21 protein-coding genes are annotated in these 24,490 nt (G+C 34.6%); 6 read left to right on the top strand and 15 right to left on the bottom strand.

Features of this window, described 5'->3' with window-relative positions; genetic code table 11:
- Position 1: 1 nt before the first annotated feature.
- Complete coding sequence (gene ygiD, locus EZM65_RS08245) at positions 2–829, top strand: 4,5-DOPA dioxygenase extradiol (protein WP_136668076.1); 828 nt, start codon at positions 2–4, stop codon at positions 827–829.
- Positions 830–1,228: 399 nt separating this feature from the next.
- Entirely contained in the window at positions 1,229–1,501 is a 273-nt protein-coding gene (locus EZM65_RS08250) for a DUF4242 domain-containing protein (protein WP_136668077.1), read from the top strand.
- Between the two features lie 63 nt (positions 1,502–1,564).
- On the opposite strand, the gene EZM65_RS08255 is transcribed toward EZM65_RS08250, so the two are convergent.
- The gene (locus tag EZM65_RS08255) at positions 1,565–4,192 is read right to left on the bottom strand and encodes a valine--tRNA ligase (RefSeq protein ID WP_169051676.1); all 2,628 of its coding nucleotides are present in this window, start codon (positions 4,190–4,192) and stop codon (positions 1,565–1,567) included.
- 302 nt (positions 4,193–4,494) lie between these two features.
- Here EZM65_RS08255 and EZM65_RS08260 point away from each other — a divergent pair, with 302 nt between their 5' ends.
- Positions 4,495–4,908, top strand: a complete 414-nt coding sequence (locus EZM65_RS08260) for a DUF1573 domain-containing protein (RefSeq protein ID WP_136668078.1) — start codon at positions 4,495–4,497, stop codon at positions 4,906–4,908.
- A gap of 51 nt (positions 4,909–4,959) precedes the next feature.
- On the opposite strand, the gene EZM65_RS08265 is transcribed toward EZM65_RS08260, so the two are convergent.
- Both EZM65_RS08265 and aroC read right to left on the bottom strand, forming a co-directional pair.
- A complete protein-coding gene (locus tag EZM65_RS08265) occupies positions 4,960–6,219 on the bottom strand; it encodes a dicarboxylate/amino acid:cation symporter (protein ID WP_136668079.1) in 1,260 nt (419 codons plus the stop codon).
- Entirely contained in the window at positions 6,219–7,286 is a 1,068-nt protein-coding gene (gene aroC / locus EZM65_RS08270; RefSeq protein WP_136668080.1) for a chorismate synthase, read from the bottom strand. The genes EZM65_RS08265 and aroC overlap by 1 nt, the downstream gene beginning before the upstream one ends.
- Positions 7,287–7,494: 208 nt before the next feature.
- Between aroC and EZM65_RS08275 the strand changes: the two genes are divergently transcribed.
- Positions 7,495–8,007, top strand: a complete 513-nt coding sequence (locus EZM65_RS08275; RefSeq protein ID WP_136668081.1) for a hypothetical protein — start codon at positions 7,495–7,497, stop codon at positions 8,005–8,007.
- Positions 8,008–8,031: 24 nt separating this feature from the next.
- Here the strand turns inward: EZM65_RS08275 and bshA are convergent, their stop codons facing one another.
- Genes bshA through EZM65_RS08315 form a run of 8 tightly spaced genes read right to left on the bottom strand, consistent with a single transcriptional unit; the run spans position 8,032 to position 17,789 of the window.
- Positions 8,032–9,177 (bottom strand): N-acetyl-alpha-D-glucosaminyl L-malate synthase BshA, encoded by a 1,146-nt coding sequence (gene bshA / locus EZM65_RS08280; protein WP_136668082.1) that lies wholly within the window; start codon positions 9,175–9,177, stop codon positions 8,032–8,034.
- Between the two features lie 58 nt (positions 9,178–9,235).
- Positions 9,236–12,241 (bottom strand): glycoside hydrolase family 3 N-terminal domain-containing protein, encoded by a 3,006-nt coding sequence (locus EZM65_RS08285; protein ID WP_136668083.1) that lies wholly within the window; start codon positions 12,239–12,241, stop codon positions 9,236–9,238.
- Positions 12,242–12,296: 55 nt separating this feature from the next.
- Positions 12,297–12,779, bottom strand: coding sequence for an ABC transporter ATPase (locus EZM65_RS08290; RefSeq protein WP_136668084.1), 483 nt, complete (start codon positions 12,777–12,779; stop codon positions 12,297–12,299).
- 1 nt (position 12,780) lies between these two features.
- Positions 12,781–13,431: a hypothetical protein gene (locus tag EZM65_RS08295; RefSeq protein WP_136668085.1), complete on the bottom strand. Its 651-nt coding sequence runs from the start codon at positions 13,429–13,431 to the stop codon at positions 12,781–12,783.
- A gap of 3 nt (positions 13,432–13,434) precedes the next feature.
- Complete coding sequence (locus EZM65_RS08300; RefSeq protein WP_136668086.1) at positions 13,435–14,226, bottom strand: (Fe-S)-binding protein; 792 nt, start codon at positions 14,224–14,226, stop codon at positions 13,435–13,437.
- Between the two features lie 33 nt (positions 14,227–14,259).
- Positions 14,260–15,600 carry a (Fe-S)-binding protein gene (locus EZM65_RS08305; RefSeq protein ID WP_136668087.1) on the bottom strand — a complete coding sequence of 447 codons (1,341 nt, stop codon included), beginning with the start codon at positions 15,598–15,600 and terminating at the stop codon, positions 14,260–14,262.
- Between the two features lie 30 nt (positions 15,601–15,630).
- Positions 15,631–16,584, bottom strand: a complete 954-nt coding sequence (locus tag EZM65_RS08310; protein ID WP_136668088.1) for an MlaD family protein — start codon at positions 16,582–16,584, stop codon at positions 15,631–15,633.
- A gap of 29 nt (positions 16,585–16,613) precedes the next feature.
- On the bottom strand, positions 16,614–17,789 hold the full coding sequence (locus EZM65_RS08315; protein WP_371682996.1) for an N-acetylmuramoyl-L-alanine amidase: 1,176 nt from the start codon (positions 17,787–17,789) through the stop codon (positions 16,614–16,616).
- Between the two features lie 129 nt (positions 17,790–17,918).
- Here EZM65_RS08315 and EZM65_RS08320 point away from each other — a divergent pair, with 129 nt between their 5' ends.
- Together EZM65_RS08320 and EZM65_RS08325 are read left to right on the top strand one after the other, a co-directional pair.
- Complete coding sequence (locus EZM65_RS08320; protein WP_371682995.1) at positions 17,919–20,585, top strand: putative LPS assembly protein LptD; 2,667 nt, start codon at positions 17,919–17,921, stop codon at positions 20,583–20,585.
- Between the two features lie 64 nt (positions 20,586–20,649).
- Positions 20,650–21,030 carry a RidA family protein gene (locus EZM65_RS08325; RefSeq protein WP_136668090.1) on the top strand — a complete coding sequence of 127 codons (381 nt, stop codon included), beginning with the start codon at positions 20,650–20,652 and terminating at the stop codon, positions 21,028–21,030.
- A 53-nt stretch (positions 21,031–21,083) separates the two neighbouring features.
- On the opposite strand, the gene EZM65_RS08330 is transcribed toward EZM65_RS08325, so the two are convergent.
- The 4 genes from EZM65_RS08330 to ffh all read right to left on the bottom strand — a co-directional run bounded on the left by EZM65_RS08330 (position 21,084) and on the right by ffh (position 24,477).
- A complete protein-coding gene (locus EZM65_RS08330; RefSeq protein ID WP_136668091.1) occupies positions 21,084–21,440 on the bottom strand; it encodes a hypothetical protein in 357 nt (118 codons plus the stop codon).
- 256 nt (positions 21,441–21,696) lie between these two features.
- A complete protein-coding gene (locus tag EZM65_RS08335) occupies positions 21,697–22,188 on the bottom strand; it encodes a GNAT family N-acetyltransferase (RefSeq protein ID WP_136668092.1) in 492 nt (163 codons plus the stop codon).
- On the bottom strand, positions 22,179–23,060 hold the full coding sequence (locus EZM65_RS08340) for a bifunctional 5,10-methylenetetrahydrofolate dehydrogenase/5,10-methenyltetrahydrofolate cyclohydrolase (protein ID WP_136668093.1): 882 nt from the start codon (positions 23,058–23,060) through the stop codon (positions 22,179–22,181). Before EZM65_RS08340 ends, EZM65_RS08335 begins: the two co-directional genes overlap by 10 nt.
- A 67-nt stretch (positions 23,061–23,127) precedes the next feature.
- A complete protein-coding gene (ffh, locus tag EZM65_RS08345) occupies positions 23,128–24,477 on the bottom strand; it encodes a signal recognition particle protein (RefSeq protein ID WP_136668094.1) in 1,350 nt (449 codons plus the stop codon).
- Positions 24,478–24,490 lie beyond the last annotated feature (13 nt).

The following is a 24,490-nucleotide window of genomic DNA, read 5'->3' on the forward strand; positions in this document are numbered from 1 at the left end:
TATGACTTTAAATAATTTAGATAACATCGCAGACCTATTTCCACGTACTGAAAAAATGCCTGTTTTATTTCTTGGTCATGGAAGTCCGATGAACGCTATTGAAGAAAACCAGTTTGTGCAAGGCTTTCGAAACATTGCCAAAACGATTCAAAAGCCCAATGCTATTTTGTGCATTTCAGCACATTGGTATACTAATGGTACCAAAGCTACAGCGATGAATTTTCCGCCAACTATTCATGATTTTGGAGGATTCCCTAAAGCTTTATACGAAGTACAGTACAACGCACCTGGAAGCCCTGAACTAGCAGAAGTGACTCAAAGTTTACTTGCTCCAACAACTGTAGATTTAGACCACAATTGGGGATTGGATCACGGTGCCTGGAGTGTTATTAAACATTTATATCCAAATGCAGATATACCAGTGATTCAATTGAGTATTGATTATACAAAACCGGCTCCATATCATTATGAATTGGCTCAAAAATTGCAAAAATTACGTGAGCGTGGTATCCTAATTATTGGAAGCGGAAATATTGTTCACAATTTACGATTAGTCGATTTTCATAATATGAATAAAGTCGATTATGGCTATGACTGGGCGCATGAAGCATTCGAAATGGTTAATAAACATTTGTCAGATGGCGATTACAACCCGCTTATCAATTATGAAAAACAAAGTAAAGTGTTGCAGTTAGCTATCCCTACACCCGATCATTATTTACCATTACTATATATTTTAGGATTACAAAACAAAAATGAAGAATTGTCACTTTTTAATAATCATTTGTTAGCTGGGTCTTTGAGTATGACCAGTGTAAAAATTGGTTAAATAGTTGTGTTTTTTAACATATAAGACATATAAGGACATTTATGTTTGAATCACATGACTTATGTATTGAATTGATTTAAATGATTTTATACAACAATATGATACATATAAACACATGTAAGCTTATGTTTCTTATGACTTATATGTTGAATTTGTTAAAGTGATTTTATATAACCATATAAGACATATGAGAACATTTAAGCTTATGTTTCTTATATGATTTATATGTTAAAAAACACAACTATTTATTATGATTTTTCGTAATTTTATGTTTTGCTTTTCAAACACATATTCCCTAAAAACATATATCAATATTTAGTTTTATGGAATCCAGAAACCATGTAAAAAAACGGGGCAAAACCGAAAAGCCATACGAGTAGGAAACTAAAGTTTTTTATCATGCCTAAATATGTTATTGAAAGAGAAATTCCTGGTGCCGGGAATTTAACAAGTGAACAACTTAAAGCTATCTCGCAAACTTCATGCGGTGTATTAAGTGAATTAGGACCACAAATCCAGTGGGTTCATAGTTACGTAACCGATAATAAAATTTACTGCGTATACAATGCTCCTAATGAAGAAATGGTTCGTGAACACGCTAAAAGAGGTGGTTTTCCAGCTAACTCTGTCAGCAAGGTTTCTATGATCATTGATCCTGTAACGGCTGAATAAAAAAATCCCATCTCGTTTTCAAGAACGAGACGGGATTTATAATTTCTATCTTTTAAAAGAATATTATTGTAAGCTTACTAAACTTTGCTCTAAAGTAGCAATTTTAGCCAAAGCATCGGCTTCTTTTTTGCGTTCGTTAGCAATAACCTGTTCTGGTGCACCACTAACGAATTTTTCATTAGAAAGCTTCCCTTGAACTGATTTCAAAAACCCTTTTGTATAGTTTAACTCTTCTGTTAGCTTAGTTATTTCTGCATCTATATCAATATTTCCTCCTACAGGAATGAAATATTCATTAGATTTTACACGGTAAGATAAAGCACCACTTACTTTTTCTGAAACATATTCTAAAGAAGATACATTGCCTAATTTAGTAATTACACTATCAAAATATGTCGAAGCATTTTCATTATTTACAATCTTAAGCTCGATAGTATCTTTGAACGAAATGTTTTTATCTTTTCTGATAGTTCTAATTCCTGAAATTACTTCCGCAGCAAAATCGAAATCAGCAATTAATTTTTCATTAGCTGTAGCAATTTTTGGCCATTCAGCAACGATTAAAGCCTGTTCCGGAGTTCTGTCAGCAATGTACTGCCAGATTTCCTCTGTCAAGAATGGCATAAACGGATGTAACAATTTCAAATTAGCTTCTAACATTTCAATAGCTTTATTGAAAGTTGTTCTGTCAATTGGTTGTTGGTAACCTGGTTTGATCATTTCCAGGAACCAAGAACAGAAATCAGTCCAAACTAATTTATAGATAGCCATCAAAGCATCTGAAATACGGTACTTTTCGAAATTATCTTCAATCTCTGCCAATGCTTTTTGCAATTTAGCTTCATACCATTCTATCGCTACTTTAGATGATTCCGGTTGTGCAATATCAGCAACTTCCCATCCTTTAATTAAACGGAAAGCGTTCCAAATTTTGTTGGCAAATGCCTTACCTTGGTTACATAGTTCCTCATCAAACAAGATATCATTTCCTGCCGAAGCACTTAACAATAATCCGCAACGAACTCCATCGGCACCAAATTTTTCAATCAAATCTAAAGGATCAGGAGAATTTCCTAATGATTTAGACATTTTTCGTCCTTGCTTGTCACGTACCAATCCGGTTAAATATACATTTGAAAATGGTTTTTCCCCGGTATATTCATAACCCGCAATAATCATACGCGCTACCCAGAAGAATAAAATATCCGGTCCGGTAACTAAATCGTTAGTAGGATAATAATATTTGAAATCTTCGTTTTCCGGATCCATCATTCCACCAAAAACAGCAATTGGCCATAACCATGAAGAAAACCAAGTATCTAAAGCATCAGCATCCTGTTTTAAGTCTGAAGTTTGAAGATTAGGATTTGAAGTTCTTTCTTTCGCTAAAATTAAAGCATCTTCTATGTTTTCAGCAACTACAAAATCTTCTTTTCCGTCACCGTAATAATACGCCGGAATTTGTTGTCCCCACCACAACTGACGGGAGATATTCCAGTCACGGATGTTATTTAACCAATGTGCGTAAGTATTATTAAAACGAGAAGGATATAATTTAATCTCATCAGATTCTAAAACTGCTTTGATTGCCGGTTTAACCAAATCTTCCATTTTAAGGAACCATTGATCAGACAAACGGGGTTCGATAACCGCTTTTGTTCTTTCTGAAGTACCAACGTTATTGATATGATTTTCAACTTTGGCTAATGCACCAATGGTTTCTAATTCTTTTGAAATTTCCTCACGAACTACAAAACGGTCTTTTCCTTCATAATGTAATCCAAAAGAATTTAATGTTGCATTTTCATTGAAAATATCTATGATTTCAAGATTGTGTTTTTCTCCTAATGTTTTATCATTAACATCGTGTGCCGGAGTTACTTTTAAACATCCTGTACCAAATTCCATATCAACATATTCATCAAAAATGATTGGAATTATACGGTTACAAATAGGAACAATAGCTTTTTTCCCTTTTAAGTGAAAATAACGTTCATCTTCAGGATGAATACAAATAGCAGTATCACCTAAAATAGTTTCAGGGCGAGTTGTTGCAATTGTTACAAACTCATTAGTTCCTTCAATTTGATATTTTAAATGATATAATTTCCCTTGACGCTCTTCGTAAATAACTTCTTCGTCAGATAATGTGGTTTTTGCTTCAGGATCCCAGTTTACCATTCGGTAACCACGGTAAATCATCCCTTTGTTGTATAAATCAACAAACGATTTAATAACAGATGCTGACATGTCAGGATCCATAGTAAATTTGGTTCTGTCCCAATCGCAAGAACATCCTAATTGCTTTAATTGCTCAAGGATTGTTCCTCCATATTTATCAGTCCATTCCCAAGCATGTTTTAGGAACTCTTCACGGGATAAATCGTTTTTATTGATGCCTTCTTGTTTCAATTTAGCAACAACTTTTGCCTCAGTAGCAATCGATGCATGATCTGTTCCCGGAACCCAACAAGCGTTGAATCCTTTTAAACGTGCACGACGGATTAATACATCCTGAATGGTATTGTTTAACATGTGCCCCATGTGCAGCACTCCTGTTACGTTGGGTGGCGGAATAGTAATTGTATATGGTTTACGGTGGTCTGGCGTTGAACGGAAATATTTGTTTTCCATCCAATAGTCATACCATTTCTTTTCTACAGATTTTGGATCAAACTGTGCTGGTATCATTTCAAATTAGATTTTAGAGTTTAGAATTTAGAATGTTTGTATTCTAAAAGTTTACAAAAGTGCTATGGATTGCTGTATAGTCCCGAGGCAGTATCGTTCTTAAAACGAGATATACCGACAGCGGGAATAGGGACAACTGAATCTAAAGACAGACTCGCTCCTGAAGAAATATGTAAAATTTATTTTGGTACACTTTTTGTATTTTATTTGCAAAAGTAAGTAAACTGCATAAATATAAAAAGAGAATATTTTTTTGTATGTTTACAATATGAAAGTAATTTCACTAAAAAACATTTAAACAAATGAGAAATTTATTAACACTAATAGCAGTTATCCTTTTTGGACTTAATCTGAGTGCTCAGACAGGCCCGAAAATTGAGTTCAAGGCTCCGGACAATACGATTGACTATGGAACTGTAACCAAAGGAACTGACAATGGTATCCGTTTTTTTGAATTTACCAACACTGGTGATGCTCCTTTGATTATCAAGAATGTACAATCTACCTGTGGATGTACAATCCCATCATTTTCAAAAGATCCTGTATTACCTGGAAAGACCGGCAAGATTGAAGTAAAATACAACATGAATCCCGGCCCGATACGAAAAAGCATAATGGTAGAAAGCAATGCCGTGAATGCTGAAGGTGGTTTTACCTCTCTAAAAATTAAAGGTATGGTAGCCAGTACAAGCGAAGTAATTCCTAATAAAAAATAAAAAGAGTCCTGAAATATTTCAGGACTCTTTTAGTTTTATACTCATTGTTCTTTATTCTTTTTCCCATTTTCCTACTACTGAAGTAGCCAATGCATTTCCTAATACGTTTGTAGCACTTCTGAACATATCGCAAAAGTGATCAATAGGTAATATTAACGCAATTCCTTCAACTGGTATATCAAACATACCACAGGTTGCGGCAACTACAACTAAACTGGCTCTTGGGACTCCGGCGATACCTTTACTTGTCAGCATCAATACCAGCAACATTGTCATTTGTGTACCTAAATCCAAAGGAACTCCATAAGCCTGGGCAATAAAAATACTTGCAAATGTCATGTACATCATACTACCATCAAGGTTAAACGAATAACCCAAAGGCAACATAAATGATACAATTTTATCTTTAACACCAAATCTTTCCAATTCTTCTGTTAATTTTGGAAATACTGCTTCACTACTTGTTGTACCGAATGCAATAACTAATGGTGATACTATGTGTTTCAATAAAGTTGTCATTCTTCCTTTAAGGAATAAATAACCTATTAACAACAAAGCAATCCAAAGCGAAGATATACCTATAAAGAATGAACCAAAATACTTTGCATATGTTAACAGTAAATCACCTAAGTCTCTGATAGCAAAAACACCTGCAATCGCTCCAAAAACACCAAGTGGTGCAAATTTCATAACATAATTAACCATTTTAAGTATAATATGAGATGTTTTATCCAATGCACTTACTACAGGCTTTGTATAGTCACCCAATGAAGCGGCAGCCAAACCGAAGAAAATAGAGAAAACTACAATCTGCAGTATTTCATTTACTGCCATAGCTTCCACTATACTTTTTGGTATAATATGTTCTACAAAGTTTTGAGCGGAGAAATTTTGAGTTTTCTCAGTAACTTCTGATGCCGCAGAAACATCTACATCACTTAAATTCAATCCGGTTCCGGGCTGCAATATGTTTACCCAAAACATCCCTATCAAAAGAGAGATTAAAGAAGCTGTTAAAAACCAACCTAATGCTTTACCTCCAATTCTTCCCACTGTCTTAATATCTCCAAGTTTAGCAATACCTACTACTAATGTTGTAAAAACCAGAGGGGAAATAATCATCTGTACCAAACGGATGAATATAGTAGCAAGCATTTTTATATACCCGCTGAATTCTTTAGCTGTATCTGTGCTGTAATTATTATGCACAAAAATCCCCAGAATACCTCCCAGGATCATTGCAATTAAAATTTGGACTGTTAAATTTGAAAAAAATGACTTCTTTTCTGTTGGTGTATTTGTGATTTCCATTATTTAGATTGATAAATTTTATTTAATAAAAAATAATCGGCCATTACAAGTGCCGCCATAGCCTCGACGATTGGTACGGCACGGGGAACAACACAAGGATCATGGCGTCCTTTCCCTTGCTGTTCAATTATCTCGCCTTTATTTGTCAGGACTTCCTGTTTTTGCAGTAAAGTAGCTACCGGTTTAAAAGCCACTCTGAAATAAATATCCATACCGTTGCTTATTCCACCTTGTATACCTCCGGATAAATTTGTCTTGGTAGTACCATCCGGATTAAAAGAATCATTATGATCACTTCCTTTCATTTTTGCACTGTCAAAACCACTACCGTACTCAAAACCATGCACTGCATTTATAGAAAGCATTGCTTTGCCTAACTCGGCATGCAGTTTATCAAAAACAGGTTCTCCAAGACCAACAGGCACATTTTGAATGACACACGTAACTATACCGCCTACTGTATCTCCCTGTTTTTTTATTTCCTTGATGTGATTTTCCATTTTGGCGGCAACAGCTTCATCAGGACAACGGACAGGATTGGATTCAATTTTAGAAAAATCCAAATCCTGATAAGGTTTATCAATAGAAATTTCTCCAACTGCAGAAACAAAAGCATTGATTTTAATATCCGGAATTACCTGCTTTGCTACAGCTCCGGCTACAACCCTGCTCGCAGTTTCACGGGCAGAACTTCTTCCACCGCCACGATAATCACGTATACCATATTTCTTTTCATAAACGTAATCAGCGTGGCTGGGACGATATGTGTCCTTTATATGAGAGTAATCATCTGATTTTTGATTCGTATTTGGAATAATAAAACCAATCGATGTACCGGTAGTTTTACCTTCAAATATACCGGATAAAAACTGTACTTCATCCTCTTCTTTACGTTGCGTAACTATAGTAGATTGTCCCGGTTTTCTTCTTTGCATTTCAATTTGAACAGCTTCAATATCCAAATCAATTCCAGGCGGGCAACCATCTATTATTCCTCCTAAAGCCTCACCATGTGACTCGCCAAAAGTGGTAATTTTAAAAATGTTCCCAAAAGTATTCCCTGCCATATAAGTAGTTTGAAGCAAATATAACTAATGTTTTGTAAAAGAACATTCAAATTATATAACAACACACCGGAATAATATAAATCAGAAAAATATTTATTAATATACATTTGTGTATAAATAAGTTAAAAAAATTATTGAAAAAAGTTTTATGAATAAGTAATATTCTTATTTTTATTCACGTTAATGATATCTAAACATTAAAAATTTTATGAAAAAATTATTTGCAACAGCTTTTATGCTTTTAGGATTAGCTTTTAATTCTCAGGCGCAGGAAAAAAATGCTATAGGTCTTCGTTTAGGAGACAACGATGGATTTGGTGCTGAAGTTTCTTACCAAAGATGGTTGTCTAAAACAAATCGCCTGGAGGCAGATTTAGGATGGAGAAATATTAACAATGGAAGGTACAACAATCATTTTAATGCAGCCAAATTAGTAGGTATTTATCAATGGGTATGGGATATCGACAATGGTTTTAAATGGTATGCAGGACCTGGTGCCGGTGTAGGCGTATGGAGATACAACGACAATGTTAATGATGTTAGTGACTCAGGATCATTTCTTGTATTAGCAGGTGATATAGGTATTGAATACAACTTTGATTTCCCATTACAGTTATCACTTGATTTCAGACCTGAAATCTACTTCAGTGATGATTATGATGATATTAATGATGGAAATTTTGGACCGGATTTTGGTTTAAGTGCAAGATACCGTTTCTAAAATAACTACTTATAAAAAAACACCTCAATGAGGTGTTTTTTTTATGACTGCTTCAAGAGCTTCTTCGTAAACCGCTTCATACATAGGCACAATTTTTTCAACAGTAAATTGTTTCGCTACTTCAAAAGCATTTCTTTTAAATTTATTCAATTCAGAATCTGAACTTAATATTTTTAAGGCGTTTTCTGCCATATCAACCACATCGCCTACATCACTTAAATAACCGGAAACTTCAGGAATGTTAACTTCGGGCAAGCCTCCTGAATTACTTGAAATAACAGGAACTTTATTTGCCATTGCTTCTAATGCGGCCAAACCAAAACTTTCTGTTTCTGACGGCAGTAAAAACAAATCGGTATAACTTAAAATCTGATGAATTTCACTACTGTTCCCAAAAAAGATTACTTTATCTTCTATTCCCAGTTTTCTGCATAAAATTTCAGCGCCTTCCTTTTCAGGTCCATCTCCTACCATCATTAATTTGGCCGGCATTTTTTCCTGTATCTTATAAAATACCTTTATAACATCCGGAATATTTTTAACTTTTCTGAAATTACTGATATGCGTTACAATCCGTTCTTCCGGTTTCGCCATTACGGAACGCTGACAGTGAATATTTTCAGGAGTATATTCGTTTATTTCAATAAAGTTTGGAATTACCTTAATATCTTTTTTTACATCAAAATACTTTAATGTATCTTCTTTTAAACTTTGTGAAACAGACGTAACCACATCAGACTTATTGATACTGAAGTTTACAGCCGGTTTATAAAAAGGATGATTTCCAACCAAAGTAATATCTGTACCATGCAGTGTAGTTACCATAGGCAGATAAATTCCTTCATCCTTAAGCATCTGTTTAGCCATGTAACCTGCATACGCATGAGGAATGGCATAGTGTACATGCAGCAGTTCAATTTTGTACAATTTAACCATATCCACCAACTTGCTGGACAATGCCAATTCGTAAGGTTGATAGTGAAATAATGGATATTCAGGGACATTTACCTCATGGTAATGTACATTTTGATTTAACAAAGCCAATCTTACTGGTTGACGGTACGTTATAAAATGAATTTCGTGGCCACGGCGTGCTAATTCTAAACCAAGTTCGGTTGCGACAACACCACTACCACCAAATGTAGGGTAACAAACGATAGCTATTTTCATATTACGAATTTAATGAATTCATCAAGATTCGTAAGTAAATTTTGGTAAATATTAACTATTAATTAATAATTGCATCGTAGATAACCTGCTGGATTTTTTCACGTATTCCTTCTTTGGAAAGTTTGTTTGAAGCGTTACTGTCAGGATACGTTCTATTGGATAAAAAAACATAGATAAGCTCTTTTTCAGGATCAGCCCAAGTCATAGTACCTGTAAAACCTGTATGCCCAAAACTGGTAATAGATGCACATCCACAAGTAGGACCGTCACCATTAAGCTGCGGTTTATCAAAACCTACTCCTCTGCGGTTACCTTCCGGACAGAAATAACAGGTATTAAAATCGTCCATCGTTTTTTCTGAAAAGAATTGAATTCCTCCGTAATTTCCTTTATTCAAATACATCTGCATCATTTTTGCAACATCATTTGCATTTGAAAAAACACCGGCATGACCGGCAACACCACCCTGCATAGCTGCAGCCATATCATGAACATATCCCTGAATCAAATCATGTCTGAAATATTTGTCTTTCTCTGTTGGCGCAATCCTGTCAACTTCCACCTTAGACAAAGGATTATACATCGTATTATTCATTCCCAGTTTAGAAAAGAAATTTTCATTTGCTAACACATCCAATGTTTTATGGTGATGTGTTTCCAGATACTCCTTTAACAGGATAAAAGTAAAATCACTGTACTTATATTCTTTTTTAGGGAGTAAATCACTCTTGATGATTTTATCGATAATCGAGTCTTTATAACTGTTTGTTATAAATAAATTTTCAGCTACTTGAGTGGTAAAACCTTTTGTATAAGTCTTTTTGTAAAATTTATTTAAAGGTTTTTTAGTAACTGAATCAATTGTAGCTTTATAAAACGGTTCCCATGCTTTTAAACGTGCATAATGTGAAAGCAAATCTTTAAAAGTTATCGAATCTTTATTGGAACCTCTTGCTTTATGTACCATTTGACTCAAACGGGTTTCCAGATTGATTTTGCCATGATCATAATCAAGCATCACGTTAGGCAGTGTACCAATTATTTTTGACAAAGAAGCAACATCATAAATATCCGAGTTTTTAACCTTTACATCCTGATCATAAGTATGATATCCAAACGATTTCTGATAAACAATTTTCCCTTTTCTAGCCACTAAAACCTGCGCTCCGGGTGTCATTTTACCAACTATAGCTGTTTTTACAAGAGCATCTATCTCTTTCAGTTTTTCAGAATTCATACCCACACCTTCAGGAGCAGAAAATCCAAGTCGGTTGACTTTTTCAGTATGAATACCTTCTCCTACTTTAAAACTCTCATTAATTGAAACCGGTAATTTACCTTTTGATTCAATGGCACCAAAAATAAGTTCAGCAGATACCTCCTGAGGTATATCGCCGTTTTGATAACTTACAATGATACTTTCTATATTATCAAAAGATTTTATCGGCAATAATGTATATGGTTTAGCAAAAACGTCAAGGATAACATTATTCTGTTCCGATATTTTTTCCAACCACGTCAGATCCGTTTGAGTAAACTCATGTTTTTTCCAGGCCCTATCCGACTTATGAAAGCCAATAATAACCTTGTTGAAATCTTTCAGATCAACTAATAAACTATCCAGATTTTTTTCTTCAAGCTCAGTAATTTCAGTATATTTTTTTAATGAATTTAAAAAAGTACTTCCGGAATCATCACCAATTTTCACATACGCAATTTTAGACTTAGTCAAGTCTTTTATAGGTAACAGATTATGATCATTTTTTAAAACTGTTATTGCATTTTCATACAATTTATACTGCAAAACATTAACTTCCGGGGAATTTAAATCTTTATACAAATTGGTTGTTTCAACAGCCTGATACTTGTTTAAACCCGCTTTGAATTTATAACTCAATATTTTTTTTACCGAATGCTCTAAACGCTCATTGGTAATTAACGTATCATTATAAGCCTGCGTAAATTTAGCAACAGCTGCAGGTACATCTTCAGCAAAAAGCATGATATCATTTCCAGCTAAAAATGCTTCCAAATCAATATCGCCGGGTTTTTTAAAACTGCTGGCTCCCTTCATATTTAAGGCATCCGTAAAAATCAGTCCTTTAAACCCTAATTGATTTTTTAAAACATTGGTCACCACATTATAAGAAATTGAAGACGGATAATTAGGACGCTCTTCTAAGCTGGGTACATTCAAATGCGCCACCATCACAGAAGCCAAACCTAAATTAAACATTTTCTTATACGGATAAAGTTCAACTTCGTCTATTCTTTCTTTAGTGAAATTTACAATGGGTAAGGTGTGATGTGAATCTGTTTCAGTATCTCCGTGTCCCGGAAAATGCTTTCCGGTTGCAAAAACTCCCTGATTTTGCATTCCTTTCATTAAAGCAACAGCTCTTTTAGTAACTTCTTCTTTGTTTTCACCAAAAGAACGGTTACCAATGATAGGATTATTAGGGTTTGTATTAATGTCGATAACAGGTGCGAAATTAAACTGAAGTCCCATCCGTTTGGTTTCTTTTCCCATACGTGAACCCAATTCTTCAATAAGTTTCATATCCTGTACAGCACCAAGAGTCATATTCCAAGGATAACGATAGGTAGAATCCAAGCGCATGCTTAAACCCCATTCAGCATCATTACCCACAAACAAAGGAACTTTTGATGATGCCTGAAAACGGTTGGTCAATTTAGCCTGACGAACCGGTCCGCCCTGAAAAAATATCAAGCCGCCGATTTTATAATTTTTGATTAGTTTATCTAAAGAATTTACGTGTACAGTATCCCTGTTAGAATAGGCTGCCACCATGAACAACTGACCTAATTTTTCATCAAAAGACAATGCATTATAAACACTATCAACCCATTTTTTTTCTGTGGAAGTTTCTTCTAAAAGATTGAAACCTGCTTTTTCAGGGTCTACAAATTTTTCAATTTCCGGGTTCTGTTTTTCATCGGCAACAGTCGAATGTTTCTTCTTACGGTTTTTGCTTACAGCACAGGCAACCATAAACAATGCAAGAACAATAACCGACAAATACCTTAAAACATTATACTTCATGTGTTTATTTTTATTGCTTTTTAAAAATTAAATTGTAATCAAAAAATAATTTGATTTAAAAAAAGCGGCTGTGCCAACTTTCCTCTGCTGGGATTTCCCAAGAATCGTTAAGCTCTTCTATTGTATTAACTAAATTATTAAAAACGATTGTAGCTCCGGAAACAGCTTTTTCTTTGGCCATTTTTTTGAAGTCTATCAATGATTTATGTGCAATGAATTCTCCGTTTTTAAAGGTTACATTCATCTTATCCAATAAATCGACATCGTATTTTTTTTCCAATTGCTGGATGAACTGCACGGAGGAATCTATAGAACAGCCTGAAGCCGCCTGAACATCCGGATTTACAGCCAGAATAATAAAACGGCTGTAGCGGATATCAAAAGAAGCTTCCAAAGAAGCTCCGTGTGCTGACCATTCCTCAACAAAATCTTTTGTTAATGCTGTAATTTCTGTTACTTCGTCATCACTAAACTTTCTATTGGACTGGTAAATCCAAATTCGGGAGTCCAGTGGCATATTTTCAAATGGTATGTACATTTTATAAAACTTTTAGGCTATACAGAACTTTGTAGTATTTATAATCCTTTAATTTTGGATCATAAAATTCATGTTCATTATAAGTTACAGTAATTTTTTGATTGGGTTTTAACTTTCCGTTTGTTATCAATTCTGCATTATCAAAAAAATTCAGCAATAACAATTGGTGGATTCTACCCGATTTTTCTTTCAAAACAACAGAAAGGAAATCTCCTGTTTTTGTTTCTAGAAAAGTTCCTTCCAATGATAAATCATCTGAAATAACTGGTTTATCATCCTGGTCTCTGTAAACATCCGGCTCCTCTTTACTATCTGCATTTTCGTTTTTAAGGTATTCAGTACCTATTTTAATCATCAAATCAGGACAATGTGTAAGCATTTTTGCGCCTATTTTTTCTCCTAATTTGCGCATACCTTCCTGATCGCTGAATTCAACCTGATCAGATTTATCCAGTTTGTCTTTATACTTTATAAAGCTTGGAATCATACATGCTCCCAAGCTTGCCTGCAATTCCTGATACGGAATTTTAGAAAAATCCATTTTTTTTGCCTGTACACATTCACAGGTTTCCTTTGCCATCAAATCAAAATAATCCTGGGCATAAGAAAATCCAAAAAGGAAACAAAAGAATAAAGAAAAATAAAACTTCATTTATTACAAATCTTCTGCATTAGCAATTAATTCGGCTATATCCAGTACTTTAACATCTGCTTCACGATGCAGTGCTTTCGTACCATCTGTCAACATCGTATTACAGAAAGGACAACCCGCTGCGATGATATCCGGTTTAGTTTCCAACGCATCTTCGGTACGTTCCACATTAATGTCCTTATCACCATTTTCCGGTTCTTTAAACATTTGGGCACCACCGGCACCACAACACAATCCGTTTGCTTTGGAACGTTTCATTTCCACTAATTCTGCATCCAGTTTTTTAATCAAATCACGTGGAGCTTCATACACTTTATTAGCACGTCCTAAATAACAAGGATCATGAAAAGTAATTTTCTTACCTTTAAACTGTCCTCCTTCAATAGTTAAGCGGCCTTTATCCAACAATTCCTTTAAAAATTCTGTATGATGAACCACTTCAAAAGCACCTCCCAATTCAGGGTATTCGTTTTTTAATGTATTAAAACAATGCGGACATGCTGTAACGATTTTTTTTGTTTCGTACGCTTTCAAGACTTCTATGTTCATGAAAGCCTGCATTTGAAACAAAAATTCATTCCCGGCTCTTTTTGCAGGATCTCCGGTACAGCCTTCTTCGGTTCCCAGAACTGCAAATTCAACATTGGCTTTATTTAAAATACGAACGAATGCTTTTGTAATTTTTTTAGCTCTATCATCAAAACTTCCTGAACAACCTACCCAAAATAATACTTCGGGTTGTTTTCCTTGAGCCAACATTTCGGCCATTGTAGGCACTATTAAATTTTCTGACATAACTCTATATGTTGATTTTGTCTATTTCAAATTTTATTTTTCGTCTTTCCAGTTTAAACGGTCCATCTGGCTGTACTGCCAAGGTGCGCTGTTATTCTCAATATTCGTCATCATCGCATTTAAGGATTGAGGCGCTGCACTTTGTTCCATAACCAGATAACGGCGCATATCCATAATAATTGACAACGGACTGATATTTACCGGACATTCCTCCACACAAGCATTACATGATGTACATGCCCATAATTCTTCCTGAGTGATATAATCGTTTAATAATGATTTGCTATCTTCAACAAACACACCATTATTGGTATCAATATTTTTACCTACTTCCTCAAGACGGTCACGGGTATCCATCATAATTTTACGTGGAGAAAGCTTTTTACCCGTTTGATTTGCCGGACAAGAAGAAGTACAACGGCCACATTCGGTACAAGTGTAGGCATTTAATAACTGTGCCCAGTTTAAATCCTGGACATCCGATGCACCAAACTTAGTTGGAGCTGCATCAGCATCCGGAGCAGGCGCAGCAAAAGGGTCTGCATTAGGATCCATCATTAACTTCACCTCTTTAGTCACACTTTCTAAATTATCAAACTTACCAAGAGGGTTTAAGTCGGCAAAAAATGTATTAGGGAAAGCTAAAATGATATGTAAATGCTTAGAATAGTATAAATAATTTAAAAATATCATAACCATCATAAAATGTCCCCACCATCCTACTCTTTCAAGTATAATTAATGTACCTTCACTCATACTGCCAAACAAAGCCGGACCCACATACTGCGAAACTGAGAAACCAAATGAACCCTGACCTTCAAAATGGGATTTACCCATATTGTAAAGTACTTCGTCAGTTCCGTTCATAGTGAAAATACAGGTAACCAATACGATTTCCATAATCAGAATCAAGTTAGCATCTTTCATTGGCCAACCTAATAATTCCGATTTATTTAATCGTGGAAGTTTCAGTAAATTCCTTCTTGATAAGAATGCAACTGTAGCCACTAAAGCTAAAACAGATAATATTTCTATAAAACTGATTAAAAAAGTGTAAAAACCTCCTAATGCAGGTTTAAAAAAACGATGTGTTCCAAAAACTCCGTCGATAAGAATCTCAAGCAACTCAATTTGTGTAATCACAAAAGCGGTGTACAAAGCGAAATGCAAAATAGCAGGAACAGGACGCGTAAACATTTTCTTTTGCCCTAAAGCTACCAAAGCCATGTTTTTCCAGCGTTCAGAAGAACGGTCAAAACGGTCTACATCTTTTCCTAATTTGATGTTGCGGATGATTTTTTTTACATTTTTTGCAAAAAAACCAACGCCGGCTATCAATACGATTAGAAAAACTATACTACTTAAATAATTCATAATGGTTATACTAGGTTGATTGGTTTTAAATTATTTCTTAGGTTCTTCAGCAGGTGCTTTATATGGCTTTTCCTTTTTTCCAAAAAAGGAAACATTAACATAACGGGTAGGATGCAAACGAAGATCCTGCAATAAAAGTTCCAGTTCTTTTGATGTTTTAGTCAGATTATTATACAATGCCGGATCTTTCATTATAAGTCCCATTGTTCCTTTGCCTGACTGAATTTCAGCCATCATCTTATTTACATTGGACAAAGTGCTTTCAAGATTATTAACAGTCTCGGAAAATTTAGCTTTCTCCAAATCAGATGCTACTTTTGAGAAACTTGCCACTGCTTTGTCAGCATTAGTTAAAACTGCTTCAATTTTTTTATCATTAGTATCTAAAATACCATTGATTTGTTTACCCGCTTTATTAAATTCTGCAAGTGTCTTACTAAGCTGTTCTATACTCGTTTTTAAATCGCTTTTTGTTTTTTGGTCCAAAACGTCATTCAGATTTATCATAAGCTTATCAGCATCAGTAACCAAACTATTGATCTTTTGCTGCGTAGGCTCAAGCTTATTGCCCAGATTTGCCGTTAAGCCCTGTTTAATATCTGATATTAACTTATCACCTGACACGGCAACTTGTTTGTCAGCATAGTTGGGAATAATTGCAATTTGTTTTCCACCAAGAAATCCCGGTTCATAAATTTGCGCCACACTGCTTTTTGAAATAGGAAATCCTTCTTCATTGATTTGCATTTCAACCAAGAGTTTCCCGTTATCATTTAAGTTTATAGAATTGACTTTACCTACAATCTTACCACTTATTGTAACAGGAGCAGAAGTCACCAAACCCTCGACATTTTCATATTCTACATATAATTTCTTATGATTGTTAAGGATATTACTTCCTTTTAAAAAACTATATCCCCAGATAAATAACAATAAAGATGCAATTACTAAAATTGCTGTTTTGATTTCGCGTGTTAGTTTCAAAATATGGAATTTTTAGGCAAAAATACTAATTACTTGCTAGATTTTACTGCTTCGTTCAAGCTTATTTTAACGCCGTCCTTAAACGGAACGATGAAGGCAGAGTCATAACCTTTTGCTTTAGCCTGTGACAATAACACTCTTGATGAATCATAATCATTTGTTTCACCATACAGGTATTTATAGTAACCTCCTTCAAATGTGGTTGACAATTTATCCAAACCATTAAAATTTGACGGCAGTAAATCTATTTTTGAGTTGCTTGCTTTTAACTGAATCTTATAGATTATTCTTGAATTATTGACTGTTTTAGTATCTTGTTTAACCGGAGTAGCTTTTGGAACTTCCTTGATAGGAACTACATTTTGTTTTGGTTTTACTGTTGAATCTTTAGGAGCCGGTTTTTCAGATTTTTTAATATCCAAAACCGGCACAACGCCACCAAAATGCTCGGCTTTCATTCTGAAAATTGCATCAGCGATACTTTTAGCCATATTGGTCTGACCTTCTTCCGAATTTAAATAAGAACCTTCGGCATAATTTGATATAAAACCTGTTTCAACAAGCACTCTAGGCATAAACGCTTTGTGCAGTACCATAAAAGGAGCCTGATGCACACCTCTGTTTTTACGGTTTACCCTGTCTTCAAAATTATCCTGAATACGGCTGGCCAATTCAATACTCTGATCCAAATATTCTTCCTGTGCCAAAGTCGCACTGATTAAAGACTCAGGCGCATTGGGATTATAACCTGCATACGTTTTCTTATAATTATCTTCTAAAGTAATTACCGCATTCTCTTTTTTAGCCACTTCCAAACTTGAAGCACTTTTCGAAAGTCCCATCACATAAGTTTCTGAACCGTATGCCTCCGTGTTTTTATTTGCATTACAGTGAACTGATAAAAAAATATTTGCATTAGCACGGTTTGCAATGTTAGCCCGCTCCACTAATTCAATAAAAGTATCAGTCTTTCTTGTATAAACAACATCAATAGTTGGATCCTGTTCCAATATCTTACCCAGCTTCAACACAATTTCAAGGTTGATCTGTTTTTCAACAAAACCGTGATAGGTCGCACCAAAATCGTGCGCACCGTGACCGGCATCCAGACACACTTTAAATTTATCAGTTACCTGTGCTGATGCTATAGAGGCTACCGCGAATGCAGTAGTTATAAAAACTCGTCTTAAATTCAATCTTTTAATCATCTTCAAAATTCTCTAATGAATTAAATGGTTATAATTTTATTAAATACTTACTTATATTTAAAAATAGCTGTAAGTTTGTGACTTCAAAAATTAAGCCATATTTTTACAAAAATAGTATTTATAGCTTTGCGTACAAACTTATTTCACATCGTTTTAGCACCTTTTTTATTAACCTTTGGTTGTTTAGAGCTTCATTCTCAGGAGTTACCCAATAAAACTACGCGTATTTCGTCTGTAAAACAGAAAGATAGCCTAAAAACTGGCATTTCATCTGTTATTAAAGAAAATGACACAATTAAAAAAGATACTGTTAAAAAAAAGAAGTCCTTACTGGATGGAAAAATCTTTTATAAGGCAAAAGATTATGTAAAACTTGACAATAAAAAGAAACTTACCATCTTAAAAAACGAAGCCGAAGTTAAATATAAAGATATTGAGTTAAAATCCGGTGTTATTGTTATCGACTACAATAAAGACGAAGTTTATGCCGGCAGATTAAAAGATTCGACAGGTAAATACACGCAGTATCCTCTTTTTAAACAAGGCAATAACACGGTGGAACCTGATTCTATCCGATTTAATTTTAAAACAAAAAAAGCCTTGATCTGGAACTCAAGAACAGATCAAGGAGAATTTAAAGTTAAAGGAGAAATCACCAAACGTGAAAACGATTCGGTCTATTTTATAAAAAATGCCCGTTTCACCACTTCAAAAAACCTGGAAGATCCTGAATATTATTTTTTAGCACGAAAAATAAAACTGGTTCCTAAGAAAAAAGTTGTAGCCGGTCTAACCAATATGGTCATTGCCGGAGTCCCTACTCCAATAGGCGTACCATTTGCTTTTTTCCCAATGACAGAAGAAGCTACATCCGGATTGATTATCCCTACTTTTGGACAAACCAACCAACAAGGATATTTTCTCCAAAACGGCGGTTATTATTTTGCCATCAGTGAAAAACTGGATTTAGCATTATTAGGTGATTATTACACAAACGGAAGTTATGCCCTGAGAGCAGAGTCTAATTACGCAAAACGTTACAGATACAGAGGTAATCTAAATTTCAGATATGAAAACCAAATCACAGGTGAACGCGGTCTGCCGGGATATGGAAAAACAAATGTTTACAATATACAATGGAGTCATACACCTGACTCCAAAGCAACACCTAATTCAAGATTTTCAGCCTCTGTAAATTTAGGAAGCAGTAAATATTATCAGAGTTCGTTTAATCAGGTTAACAATGCGAACTTTCTTAATAACACTTTGAATTCGTCAGTTTCATATTCTAAAACTTTCAATTCGGTTCCGCAGGTAAATATGTCGCTTACTGCCTCACATTCACAGAATTCAAATACAGAAGCAATCAATATGACACTGCCGACACTTCAAGTAGGCGTTGACAGGATTTTTCCATTTGCTCCTAAAAACGGAACCAAAAAAGGATTCATAAAAAATTTCAATCTTACTTATAGCTTAAGGGGAGAAAACAGAATACAAACGGTTGACTCACTATTTTTCAAGTCGGAAATGTTTAAAGACATGAAGAATGGACTGCAGCACAGTATTCCTTTAAGTACAAATTTCAAGGTATTAAAGTACTTCAGTGTTACGGCATCTTCAAATTATCTGGAAACCTGGTATTTCAAAACCATAAAAAAACAGTACAATTCAGCACTTAACAAAGTTGAAGATATAGAAGAGTCAGGTTTTGATGCTTATAGAACCTATGATTTTTCATCCAGCATAGGAACTACACTTTACGGTACTTTTAATTTCAAAAAGGACGGAAAAATCCAGTCAATCCGTCACACGATGCGTCCTAACATAGGCTATTCCTATACACCAAGCTTTGAAAAGTACTATGACACTTATGCCATGGATGGAAGCGGTAAAATGGCTACATATACCCGATTTGAAAAAGGAATATTCGGTGGACCGGCAGACAGAAGAAGCAACATTTTAAATTTATCTGTAAATAATGTTTTTGAGGCTAAAGTAAGGGATAAAGATTCCACAAAAACAGAGCCTAAAAAAATCATGCTCCTAAATAATTTAAATATCTCAACCAGTTATAATATTGATGCGGATTCTTTAAAATGGTCGCCTGTTCGGGTAAGCGGTGGAACCAATCTATTTAAAGAAAAACTAAATATCAACTTTGGTATGACCTTAAATCCTTATGCGGTTAATACGAGAGGACAAATGGTGGATATTTTCAACATCAATAACGGCGGTAGTTTATTCAGAATGACCAGTGCCAATCTAACACTGAATTATTCATTAACAAGTCAGGAATTAGAAGGCAAACCCGATCAAAAAAATTTAAATAACCGCGGTTTACGAAATGGCGGACGTGCCGATGACTTATTTGGTACTACAACTGATTTTTCTGACAGAAGTAAAAATCAATTTGATGATGATGAAAAAGAAGACTCGTTTGCAGGTTTTTACAAATTAAAAATTCCATGGGACTTACGATTAGCTTATTCATTAACCTATTCCAATAATAACCGTGAAAACAAAATATCACAAAGTTCATTAATGCTTTCAGGAAATATTGACATCACACCTAAGTGGAAAGCAGGAGTTTCAACCGGATATGACTTCGTACAAAAAGGGGTTACTTATACCCAGCTTCGTTTCCAGCGTGATTTATTAAGCTGGCGTATGGATTTTAACTGGAATCCTTTTGGAGACAGAGCCTCATGGTATTTCTTTATTGGAGTTAATTCTTCAGTACTCAGCGATATTAAATGGGATAAACGTAATTTACCTGACAGAAGACTTTAAAACAATTACTAATGGTTAATTTTTAATGATTAATCCTTTTGATACTTAGAAATAAAAAAACATTATGAAAAAAATAATTTTTACAGAAAAAGCTCCTGCGCCTATTGGACCTTACAGTCAGGCAGTTTTAAGCGGAAATACTTTATACACTTCCGGTCAGATAGCCATCAATCCAGCAAATGGAGAATTAGTATTAGATACTATTGAAGTGGAAACAGAACAGGTAATGCAGAATTTAAAAGCAGTACTTGAAGCTGCTGATATGACTTTTGAAAATGTAATTAAAACTACTATTTTCATTATGAACATGGGTGATTTTGCAAAGATTAACGCAGTATACGGAAAATACTTTAATGAAGCTACTGCGCCCGCAAGAGAAACAGTTCAGGTTGCTACTTTACCTAAAAATGTAAATATTGAAATTTCGGTGATTGCAGTGAAGTAATATTATGTTCAAAAAAAATAAGAAAGCCCTTAATTTTAAGGGCTTTCTTATTTTTAATAGTGGTATTCAGTATACTTTAATTTTGTAAACTTCCCTTCGGTAATATTAATTTGTTCTGGAGTTTCAACCTCATCCTGCATAGAACCTGCTTTATCTAAAACAGCAGTAAAAGTACCCGAAATAGTATTATTATTCACATCCTGAGAAGTTTTATAGATAGATACAGCTGATGGAAAATGCTCATCATACGTATCCCCTCCTACTTTATATACAGTTAAGAGAAGCGCTTGATTATCGTCAAAATCTGAGTTTTCAAAGCTATATTCATTAGTATTAAACTCCTCATCCATGTCAGTACTAGAAAAAGCCAGCTGAAAAGTATTCGACTTGTTTTCTGCTGAAATATCCAATCTTTTGCCACCACCATCTATCTAACTCAATGTTACTGAAGTAACTTTTGTACTTATTGGTTCACCATTGAATTTAATTGTAATTGTTCCTGAATTAGAATCATCAGAATCTGACGAACATCCTAAAAGAACTGAGAGGATAAAATTAAAAATAATGCTTTTTTCATTTTGAATGATTAAGATTTAAGCTACAATTATATGACAATTAATTGTCATATAATAAAAAAAACCGAGAACTTTATTCCCGGTTTTCTATCTAAATTTCTATTCCCATTATGTAATCGTCCATTACATATCCGTTACCTATATCTATAACCTCATCAGCTATTTTCTCAAAGCCTTGCTTTTCGTAGAAATACAGCGCTTTATTATATTTATTGACATTCAGGAATAAATAGTCGTTATTTGCTTCTTTAGCTCTGGATTTAACCTCATTCAATAATATTTTACCTATTCCTTTTCCTTGTGTATCAGGCAAAACATATATTTTGTGAAGTTTTGTTTTTCCTTTTTCTTTACAATTTACTTCATAAGCTGCAAATCCTAAAAAATCACCTTCTTCTTCAACCAACAAGAAAACGTGTCCGTCATTGAATTGTTTTTCAAGCGAAGGTATTGCATAAAAATTACCCAGCATGTAACTTAACTGCTCCTTAGACAAAATTTCTCCGTAAGTATCAGGCCAGATTTTATAAGCTAAATCACGGACAATTTCCAGCTGTTCTTTATTACACTGAACTATCTGCATCTTTTTTGTTCTCTTGCCAATAAAGTATTTTTTAACAACATTGCAATAGTCATAGGTCCTACTCCTCCGGGAACAGGTGTAATATATGATGCTTTTTTAGAAACATTTTCAAAATCAACATCACCTGTAATTACATATCCTTTCTCAGAAGTTTCATCCTGAACGCGGGTGATTCCTACGTCAATAATAACTACATCATCTTTCACCATTTCTGCTTTTAAATAATTAGGAACACCTAATGCTGTAATGATAATATCTGCCTGCGTTGTAATCTGGTTGATATTTTTAGTATGACTGTGTGTTAATGTAACTGTTGAATTTCCCGGAAACCCTTTACGCCCCATTAAAATACTCATAGGACGTCCCACAATATGACTACGGCCTATAACCACTGTATGTTTTCCTTTTGTTTCAACATTATAACGTTCTAAAAGTTCTAAAATACCAAATGGAGTCGCTGGTATAAATGTAGTCATATCCAAAGCCATTTTACCGAAGTTTTCAGGATGGAAACCATCAACATCTTTACTTGGATCAATAGCCATTAATATTTTTTGGGTATCAATTTGCTCTGGTAAAGGCAATTGAACTATAAAACCATCAATATCATCATTTTCATTCAATTCCTGAATTTTTTTCAATAATTCAGTCTCTGAAGTTGTGCTGGGCATTTTAACTAAAGTGGATTCAAAACCTACACGCTCACAAGCTTTTACTTTACTGCCCACATAAGTTAAACTGGCTCCGTCATTACCAACAATTATTGCTGCCAGATGAGGAACTTTTTCACCTTTATTCTTCATCTCCTGCACTTGAGCAGTAATCTCATTTTTAATGTCTTCAGATACCTTTTTCCCGTCTAAAATCTGCATTGTTTAATATTTAAAAATTGTGTGTTGCTTATATAAAAAAGGCGCGCAAAAGCGCACCTTTTTTTTCTTATTTCATTCCCGGCAATCCGCCTTTCATGCCACCCATCATTTTCATTAACTGTTTTCCTCCGGGACCTTGCATCATTTTCATCATTTTACTCATTTGGTCAAACTGTTTCATCAATTGGTTAACCTCTTCAATTTTACGGCCGGAACCTTTAGCAATACGGTTTTTACGTTTTACATCAATGATAGAAGGCTTACTTCTCTCAGCAGGAGTCATTGAATGAATAATAGCTTCAATATGTTTGAAAGCATCATCTTCGATTTCAACATCTTTCAATGCCTTGCTTGCACCCGGTATCATCCCAACTAAATCCTTCATGTTACCCATTTTCTTAACTTGTTGGATTTGCGCTAGGAAATCGTCGAAACCAAATTCGTTTTTAGCAATTTTACGTTGTAATTTACGCGCTTCTTCTTCATCATACTGCGCCTGTGCACGTTCTACTAACGATACAACGTCACCCATACCTAAGATACGGTCTGCCATACGTTCAGGATAGAACACATCAATCGCATCCATTTTCTCACCTGTACCGATGAACTTGATTGGTTTATTTACAACCGATTTAATAGAAATAGCTGCTCCACCACGGGTATCACCATCTAATTTGGTTAAAATAACACCATCAAAGTTTAATCTGTCATTGAAGGCTTTTGCAGTGTTTACCGCATCCTGACCAGTCATTGAGTCAACAACGAATAATGTTTCGTTAGGCGTAATTGCTTTGTGAACATTCGCAATTTCCGTCATCATTTCTTCGTCAACTGCCAAACGACCTGCCGTATCGACAATAACCACATTGAAACCGTTTGCTTTTGCATGTTTAATCGCGTTTTGAGCAATATCAACAGCATTTTTATTTTCAGGTTCAGAATATACTTCAACCCCTATTTGTTCCCCTACAACGTGCAGCTGATTAATTGCTGCCGGACGATAAATATCACAGGCAACCAATAAAGGTTTTTTATTCTTTTTATCTTTTAGAAAGTTCGCTAATTTACCTGAGAAAGTCGTTTTACCAGAACCTTGTAAACCGGACATCAGGATGATTGTAGGATTTCCAGATAAATTAATCCCGGAAACATCACCACCCATCAATTCGGTTAATTCATCCTTAACGATTTTAATTAAAAGTTGTCCAGGTTGTAATGTAGTCAATACATCCTGCCCCATTGCTTTTTCTTTTACACGGGTAGTAAAATCTTTAGCAATTTTAAAGTTAACATCTGCATCCAATAACGCACGACGAACTTCTTTTAAAGTATCGGCAACATTTACTTCTGTAATTTTGCCGTGACCTTTTAATATATGAAACGCTTTATCTAATTTTTCTGATAAATTATTGAACATAATTCTTCTTTTT

Source organism: Flavobacterium sp. H122 (assembly GCF_004959765.1).
Taxonomy (GTDB): domain Bacteria; phylum Bacteroidota; class Bacteroidia; order Flavobacteriales; family Flavobacteriaceae; genus Flavobacterium.

Excerpts from the sequence above, each read along its gene's own strand:
- EZM65_RS08275 (WP_136668081.1), top strand. The coding sequence starts at position 7,495 with ATGAAAAAATTATTTGCAACAGCTTTTATGCTTTTAGGATTAGCTTTT.
- EZM65_RS08255 (WP_169051676.1), bottom strand. The coding sequence starts at position 4,192 with ATGATACCAGCACAGTTTGATCCAAAATCTGTAGAAAAGAAATGGTAT.
- ffh (WP_136668094.1), bottom strand. The coding sequence starts at position 24,477 with ATGTTCAATAATTTATCAGAAAAATTAGATAAAGCGTTTCATATATTA.
- EZM65_RS08290 (WP_136668084.1), bottom strand. The coding sequence starts at position 12,779 with ATGTACATACCATTTGAAAATATGCCACTGGACTCCCGAATTTGGATT.
- EZM65_RS08285 (WP_136668083.1), bottom strand. The coding sequence starts at position 12,241 with ATGAAGTATAATGTTTTAAGGTATTTGTCGGTTATTGTTCTTGCATTG.
- EZM65_RS08250 (WP_136668077.1), top strand. The coding sequence starts at position 1,229 with ATGCCTAAATATGTTATTGAAAGAGAAATTCCTGGTGCCGGGAATTTA.
- aroC (WP_136668080.1), bottom strand. The coding sequence starts at position 7,286 with ATGGCAGGGAATACTTTTGGGAACATTTTTAAAATTACCACTTTTGGC.
- EZM65_RS08300 (WP_136668086.1), bottom strand. The coding sequence starts at position 14,226 with ATGTCAGAAAATTTAATAGTGCCTACAATGGCCGAAATGTTGGCTCAA.
- EZM65_RS08265 (WP_136668079.1), bottom strand. The coding sequence starts at position 6,219 with ATGGAAATCACAAATACACCAACAGAAAAGAAGTCATTTTTTTCAAAT.
- EZM65_RS08305 (WP_136668087.1), bottom strand. The coding sequence starts at position 15,600 with ATGAATTATTTAAGTAGTATAGTTTTTCTAATCGTATTGATAGCCGGC.
- ygiD (WP_136668076.1), top strand. The coding sequence starts at position 2 with ATGACTTTAAATAATTTAGATAACATCGCAGACCTATTTCCACGTACT.
- bshA (WP_136668082.1), bottom strand. The coding sequence starts at position 9,177 with ATGAAAATAGCTATCGTTTGTTACCCTACATTTGGTGGTAGTGGTGTT.
- EZM65_RS08335 (WP_136668092.1), bottom strand. The coding sequence starts at position 22,188 with ATGCAGATAGTTCAGTGTAATAAAGAACAGCTGGAAATTGTCCGTGAT.
- EZM65_RS08295 (WP_136668085.1), bottom strand. The coding sequence starts at position 13,431 with ATGAAGTTTTATTTTTCTTTATTCTTTTGTTTCCTTTTTGGATTTTCT.
- EZM65_RS08325 (WP_136668090.1), top strand. The coding sequence starts at position 20,650 with ATGAAAAAAATAATTTTTACAGAAAAAGCTCCTGCGCCTATTGGACCT.
- EZM65_RS08260 (WP_136668078.1), top strand. The coding sequence starts at position 4,495 with ATGAGAAATTTATTAACACTAATAGCAGTTATCCTTTTTGGACTTAAT.
- EZM65_RS08340 (WP_136668093.1), bottom strand. The coding sequence starts at position 23,060 with ATGCAGATTTTAGACGGGAAAAAGGTATCTGAAGACATTAAAAATGAG.